Consider the following 7,044-nt stretch of genomic DNA (forward strand, 5'->3'; position numbering starts at 1 on the left):
ATATTTTTATTTAATTAGACCAATTAAAAAGCCTGAAACTGTAGCCAGTTTCAGGCTTTTATTTTATTTGAAGATTGTCGCAGCTTTTCAGGAAACGCTAAAAGATTCCTTGAGGTCGAAACCTGAAGGTGCCTGATACACTTTTAGGCCAAATTCAGGAATAATCGCCAACAGGTGATCCAGAATATCCGACTGGATATTTTCATACTCGACCCAGACCGTGGTATTGGTAAATGCATAAATTTCCAGAGGCAAACCTTCACTGGTCGGTTGTAACTGACGAACCATCAGCGAGTGATTTTTACTAATTCCCGGATGCTGTTGCAGATAAAACTCCACATAGGCACGGAAAGTCCCCAGATTGGTCAGACGGCGCTGGTTATATTGCGAATGATGGCTGAGCTGCAAGTTAAATTGCTGCAGTTCTTCAGTTTTGGTATTTAGATATTGATCCAGCAGAATAAATTCTTTCAGCTTGTTCTGTTCCTCAGCTGACATGAAATGCACGCTGCTCTGATCGACATGAATGGAACGTTTAATCCGGCGCGCACCGGCTTCCTGCATGCCACGCCAGTTTTTAAAGGTATCCGTCACCAGTTTATTGGTCGGAATGGTGGTGACTGTTTTATCAAAGTTCTGCACGGTAATGGTGTGTAATGACATATCAATGACATCGCCGTCCGCATTTAAAGATGGCATTTCAATCCAGTCACCAATACGCACCATGTCATAAGAGGAAATCTGTACCGAAGCCACCAGCGATAGGATGGTATTTTGGAACACCAGCATCAGTACCGCAGCCATGGCACCAAAACCGGCCAGCAAGGTAAAGACATCTTTCTTGAGGAAAGTCCCCAGAATCATCAAACCACAAACGATGAAGATGATCAGCTTGACCAGTTGCAAATAGCCTTTAATCGGCTTGTTACGCGATTTCGGATTGCGCTGATAAATCAGGTTAAAAATATTCAGCAATTCGCCAATCGCCAGGGCAATGGTCAGGAAGATAAAGGCCTGCGCACCCATCTGGATAAAGGTCTCGACCTTGTCTGATAAATGCGGAACGGTGGTAATTCCATTCATAATCACAATGGCCGGCACAATATTGGCAATACGGCGGATCACGCTATGCTCAGCAATGATTTCATTATGTGCAAAAGGCATTTTGGAAATCAGTTTACGAATTCCGCGAACAACGACTTGTTTGGCAAATAAATTTGCAATAATTGCCAGTAAAATCACAATGCTCAATGAAGAGAGCATTTCTAGCCAGGGATATTGATCTGCCCACACTTGTATATTCTGGACAAGCTTAAACTGTTCCAACTTATCTTTTCTCACACTGTTAAAATTGTGAAAGAGTTTATAGCTTTAAGCTGAGTTTTTTAATTTTAATTAAACTTTTAATACATATCTTTGGAAAGTGTTTACCTGAAATAGCTTTTAGACTGTGATCTGATATAAAAAAACCGGCCTAAGCCGGTTTAGTATGATATCAAATACTAATAATAACTTACCACATCAGGTCATCCGGAATGACATAGGCTGCATACGGATCTTCTTCATCGGTAATTTGTTCATTTTTCTCTGAATTATTCACAATGATAAAGCCTTGCATCTTGGCATTAATACGATCTCCCAAAGCCTTAGGCAAGAACACATAACTGTCATTTTCACGTGCAATCACCAGACTGCCTGCCACCAGTGCATTATAGATCTGCTGGTTCAGGTAAACCTTCTTGATCTTGCTGTCATCAATAAACTGATACACCGCATCACCATCCGTATCGCGGATTTTGTGCTGGTTAATCATCTGGATGATCGCGGCTTTCAGTTCTTTTTCCTGTAAGGCCGCTTTTTTCTCTAACTCGATGGCTTGGTCTTTGGCCAGTTTCTGCTGCTTGTCTTGCTCAATTTTCGCCTTGATTTCAGCCTCGGTGCTATCACCGGTGCGTTTTTCATGCACAGCCTGTTTAGACAGTTTTTTGGCTTTTTTATTATCGACCAAACCTGCCTTTAACAATTGTGCCTGCAATGCATTTTTAACCATGAGAATGTCCAGAAATTAATCGTGTTGATGTCGATAACGTAAATAAATCACCCAGTAAATCAGACTGAGCATCAGGCTCAGCCCTGCCGGGATCAGGAATGCATTTAATTTTAAATAAGGATAAAGCCAGCTGGCAAGAATACCACCGCTTAAAAAACCGAGCAAAATAAGTAAATGTAAAACGACTCGGCGTGGTTCTACATCTAAGCCGCGTAAACGGTAACCCATGGCCAAGCCAAGGTCGGTCAGTACACCAGATAAATGCGTGGTGCGAATAATGGCACCTTTATAATGGCTGACCATGGCATTTTGCAGACCCATCGCGACACAGGCCCATAACAGGGCATAGCGCGGGAAATAGGGCAATAATAACCAGCAGATCAGAATAAAAAAAGCCACCAGGCTTAAAGGGTAACCATAAAGTCGTCCCAAGCGAAAGTGACTATTTCCTAGAATCAGCCCGCTATACAGAGAACCAATGACATAGCAGAGTGTGACCAGAAGCAGATATAGCATCATGTCTGGCTGCCAGTCCAGCAGCGCCATGGCCAGCATACTGACATTACCGGTCATATGTGAAACAGACTGGTGTAATACCGTCACCAGACCCAGGACGTTAATCATGCCGGCATTCACCGCAAGAAAGAACGCCCCTAATTGTATCCAGGTAGGTAAACGCTGTAATGGCATAACAACATCATTGGCAAAAAATATTGATTATTCAATATAAAATCAATTTGATGCGCGGTCTACTGCTGTGGTAAATAAAACATCCGTAGACGAGTTTAAAGCAGTTTCAGTAGAATCCTGCAATACACTGATTACCATACCAATCGCGACCACTTGCATAGCGATATCCGAAGAAATACCAAACAGACCACAGGCCAAAGGAATCAACAATAATGAACCACCGGCCACACCTGAAGCACCACAGGCCGAGATGGTTGCTACTACGGAAAGAATTAGCATGGTGGTGAAATCTACGCTAATGCCCAAGGTATTTACCGTTGCCAGTGACAATACGGTAATGGTGACCGATGCCCCAGCCATATTGATCGCAGCACCGAGAGGAATCGCGATACTTGCGGTTGATTCTTTGACGCCTAGACGTTTTGCCAGATCCAGATTGACGGGAATGTTGGCTGCCGAACTACGGGTAAAGAAGGCGGTAATGCCACTTTCACGCAAGCAGGTAAAGACGAGTGGATAGGGGTTGTGACGCGTCACTAAAGCCACCAACATTGGGTTAATTACCAGTGCAACAAAAGCCATCGTACCTAATAGTACCGCAAGTAAATGTGCATAACTGGTCAGCGTATCCAGACCGGATTCAGCAAAAGTCACTGCAACCAGACCAAAAATACCCACAGGTGCAAAACTGATCACTAAACGAATCACATAATTAACCGCAAAGGCGGCATCATTCAAAAGGGTCTTGGTGGTATCCGATGCATGACGGAAGGCGATGCCCAATGCCACAGACCAGGCCAGAACGCCAATGAAATTTGCTTCAGCAATAGCAACGACCGGGTTGGCGACAAAGCTAAGCAGCAGATTCTTCAGGATTTCTACCAGACTGCCAGGTGGCTGTAAGTCCGCTTGTGCAGCAATATCCAGAAACAGCGTACTTGGAAATAACATACTCGAAACGACAGCACTGAGTGCAGCAAGGAACATACCTACCGCATACATCATCATAATCGGTTTAATGGCGGTGTTGGATTGCCCCACTTTAAAATTTGCGATAGAAGCTAAAACTAAAATGAAAACCAGAATCGGTGCAACAGATTTCAAGGCTTTAATAAACAGGTCGCCCAATAGGCTTAATGAGGGAGTAGCTTCGGGAAATACCACAGCCACACCTACACCTAAAATAATGGCGATGATGATTCGAGAGACTAGGCTCATACGCATAAGGGCAGAAAACATAAGATTGCCTTGTGAAAATTACGAGGGCTAAATTTGGGAAAAAGTTGCGCTATTTTATACTTAATTTAAACAAGGCTTGAAATATATTTTTATATAAAAAACAAGTTATTGATATAATTGATTTATTCTAAAATTAATCAATATAAAAGAATACTTTTATTTGAAAAAACAATCTAAAGATGCTGAATAAATCATCTCTTTTAAAGTTATATTCATGAAATAAATATCAAAGTTAAATCGATAAATTCAAATTATATTTGAAAATTTAAAAAAGTTTGGCGTCATGACCGGTTTGAATCTCCGGCCATAAGTTTAACGATCTGCTGTCCTAAATCGTATAGTCTTTATGCTGCTCAAAGATTTCTGGAGCCAAGTCCCGAATTGCCTGAAAATGAGTCAGATAAATGTGGCCACTCAGATGAATCATCAGCTTCGAGGCTTGTAGCTTGTCCATCACCGGGCCTTTCACTTCGGCAAAATGCAGTCGAATGTTCAGTTTGGCCAATTCCGCATTTAAATCCTCCAGCATTTCCAAAGCGCTTAAATCAATGGCACTGATACTGGAGCAATTTAAAATCACATGTTGCAACTTGTCATTCAGGCTCATCTGATTGATCAGATAACCTTTGAAGCTATTGGCATTCAGAAAAGTCAGATTTTCATCAATCCGCAGTGACAGCACCCGATCGGAGGTACTGACTTGATGACGCTGAATATTACGAAAATGCTGTGTACCTTCGACCAGTCCGAGCACTGCAATATGCGGACGACTGATTCGCCATAACATCAGGATAAACGTCGATATGATCCCAATAATCAGGCCAGTGGAAATATCAATCAGCACCACACCCAGAAAGGTAATCCACATGGCAATACCATCGGCTTTAGAATAACGCCAGGCATCAAAGAAAGGCCGAAAATCGACCAGTTTCCAGATGGAAACAATAATCGTGGCGGCCAGAATGGTCAGGGGCAGATCTTCAAAAAATCCGGTAAAGAACAGGCTGACGAAAATAATCAGAATGGAGGACAAAACTCCTGCCATGGGGGATTTGGCACCGGCATCGGCATTGACCACGGTACGCGACAGACTGCCAGTAACCGGAAAGGCTGAACTGACGCCTGCACTGATATTGGCAATCCCCAAGGCAATCAATTCCTGATTACTGTTTAAATGACTGCGTTGTTGCAAGGCTGTGGCTTGAGCAATTGACAGTGATTCCACAAAGCTGATCATGGCGATCATGCTGGCACCCGGTAACAAGGTCATGACAAGTTCCCAGTTCCAGTGCGGAAAAGACAAGGGCGGAAAACCGGACGGGATTGCACCCACTGTTTTAATGCCTTGCCCCTTTAAATTCAGAAATACAATCGCTGCAATCCCGAGACATACCAGAATGAGAGGCACAGCCCGTACCAGAAAATCTGTAGAGCCGATCCGGCTTTGTACTGCCTGAGATTTTAGCAACTTGGGCAGATAGATCAGTAAAGCCATCGACAACAGGCCAAATAACAGGCTTGGTAAATGCAGGAGCGGCAGATACTCCAGAAGACTTGTTGTAAATTCTGGAATGTTATTGGCTTTTAAGGGTAGGTCGACCAAGAACTTCAATTGTCCAAAAGCAATTAATAATGCCGAGGCAATAATAAAGCTCTGAATGACTGGATGACTGATCAGCTGAATTAAGAAACCGAAACGGAATAATCCCAAGAGCAGGGAAATAATACCGACCATGAGTGCTAATAAGGTCGCAGCTTCGATATAGACCGGTGAGCCGACTTCAAACAGTGGATTGAGCGTGGCAAAAGTCATCATTGAAATGATCGCCACCGGGCCAATCGATAAAGTCGAACTGCCACCGAGCAACGCATAAATGATCATTGGCAGGATGCTGGCATATAAGCCCATGATCGGCGGTAAACCGGCCAGCATGGCATAAGCCATCCCCTGAGGAACCAGCATCGCCACGACAATCAGTGCGGCCAGCACATCGGATTTAAATTTGACCGGCGTATAGTCGCTTAACCATGCCCAGGCAGGCAGTCTATGCAGAAGTTTAGACTTGGAATTTGGCATAAAAAGGTCTAAATCACAAATATAGATATATTATGCACAAATTCTGCTAAGAAATCTTAAGGGGTCGAATTTGTGATGATTTATGTTTTTAAAATAAATCAGCTAGGTCTGGCCTCCATTTTCTTGAAGCAGCTATAGCGATTTTCTACAAAGTCGTTATTTCTGCCAGATCAATGGGGTAGAGAAGTGTGTTTTGGCGTTAAATAGTGTTTAAAAATAAACTATTTAATTTGATTCGCACAATACAGCTGATAAAGCGTAGTCAATACCACAATCAAATTTTGATCTTTAATTGAATAATAGATCTGTTTACCATCCCGACGGGTATTCACTACATCACTTTTGCGCAGCATCATCAGTTGCTGGGAAAGCGTCGGTTGTTTAATGTCGGTAATATCTTCAATTTGTGAAACATTCAGTTCCGCTTGAGAGAGATGGCATAAAATAAGGAGACGGTCAGTATTGGCCAGAGATTTTAAAATGCCGACGACCTGTTCTGCTGAATCGCGCATAGTCGTGATTTCAAAATCGGTTTTCATCTCATATGTCCATTATAAAATTACAGCCCGCACATTATAAGGGGCTCGATGATTAATACATTGATATAATATTTAAATATTATCGGGTTTTAATCAGGTTAAACATTAGGGTGTGTCCTCATTTGGCTTTGCACCAAATAAATATACAGGCTATACGAATCATAGATTTATAATTGCGTGCCAGTTTATCAAATCGAGTTGCAATAGCACGGAAATGTTTTAATCTCGAAAATGCATTTTCAACTAAATGTCTTAATTTATATAGATATTTATCAAATTCCTTATTCGATCTCTTACTGTTTGATCTCAATGGAATAATGGAAATCATATTCTTGTTCTTGGCATATATTCTAATGTGCTCAGCATCATACCCCTTATCAGCAATGAGATAAGTTGCCTCGTCTACCGTATCAATCAGTTGTTTTGCAACTTGACTGTCGTGGACGTCA

Annotated in this window: 7 protein-coding genes; all 7 read right to left on the bottom strand. The window is 42.3% G+C overall.

Annotated features, from left to right (window positions below; all coding sequences use genetic code 11):
- Nucleotides 1-87: 87 nt before the first annotated feature.
- Entirely contained in the window at nt 88-1,326 is a 1,239-nt protein-coding gene (locus tag FTU90_RS12845) for a mechanosensitive ion channel family protein (RefSeq protein ID WP_005096993.1), read from the bottom strand.
- A gap of 187 nt (nt 1,327-1,513) precedes the next feature.
- A complete protein-coding gene (locus tag FTU90_RS12850; RefSeq protein ID WP_005096992.1) occupies nt 1,514-2,050 on the bottom strand; it encodes a DUF2058 domain-containing protein in 537 nt (178 codons plus the stop codon).
- 15 nt (nt 2,051-2,065) lie between these two features.
- A complete protein-coding gene (locus FTU90_RS12855; protein ID WP_005170772.1) occupies nt 2,066-2,740 on the bottom strand; it encodes a YoaK family protein in 675 nt (224 codons plus the stop codon).
- A gap of 42 nt (nt 2,741-2,782) precedes the next feature.
- Nucleotides 2,783-3,979, bottom strand: coding sequence for a serine/threonine transporter SstT (gene sstT / locus FTU90_RS12860; RefSeq protein WP_005170774.1), 1,197 nt, complete (start codon nt 3,977-3,979; stop codon nt 2,783-2,785).
- Between the two features lie 328 nt (nt 3,980-4,307).
- The gene (locus FTU90_RS12865; RefSeq protein ID WP_005170778.1) at nt 4,308-6,056 is read right to left on the bottom strand and encodes a SulP family inorganic anion transporter; all 1,749 of its coding nucleotides are present in this window, start codon (nt 6,054-6,056) and stop codon (nt 4,308-4,310) included.
- 221 nt (nt 6,057-6,277) lie between these two features.
- Nucleotides 6,278-6,595 (bottom strand): helix-turn-helix transcriptional regulator, encoded by a 318-nt coding sequence (locus FTU90_RS12870; RefSeq protein ID WP_005170781.1) that lies wholly within the window; start codon nt 6,593-6,595, stop codon nt 6,278-6,280.
- Nucleotides 6,596-6,713: 118 nt separating this feature from the next.
- Nucleotides 6,714-7,044, bottom strand: a 331-nt coding sequence (locus FTU90_RS12875) for a transposase (RefSeq protein WP_180072779.1), incomplete at its 5' end; no start/stop codon positions are given.

This window comes from Acinetobacter sp. YH12200, from assembly GCF_013418175.1.
GTDB classification, from domain to species: domain Bacteria; phylum Pseudomonadota; class Gammaproteobacteria; order Pseudomonadales; family Moraxellaceae; genus Acinetobacter; species Acinetobacter pseudolwoffii.

What these genes read in the sequence shown, in the direction of transcription:
- FTU90_RS12850 (WP_005096992.1), bottom strand. Translation starts at nt 2,050, where the DNA reads ATGGTTAAAAATGCATTGCAGGCACAATTGTTAAAGGCAGGTTTGGTC.
- FTU90_RS12855 (WP_005170772.1), bottom strand. Translation starts at nt 2,740, where the DNA reads ATGCCATTACAGCGTTTACCTACCTGGATACAATTAGGGGCGTTCTTT.
- sstT (WP_005170774.1), bottom strand. Translation starts at nt 3,979, where the DNA reads ATGTTTTCTGCCCTTATGCGTATGAGCCTAGTCTCTCGAATCATCATC.
- FTU90_RS12865 (WP_005170778.1), bottom strand. Translation starts at nt 6,056, where the DNA reads ATGCCAAATTCCAAGTCTAAACTTCTGCATAGACTGCCTGCCTGGGCA.
- FTU90_RS12870 (WP_005170781.1), bottom strand. Translation starts at nt 6,595, where the DNA reads ATGAAAACCGATTTTGAAATCACGACTATGCGCGATTCAGCAGAACAG.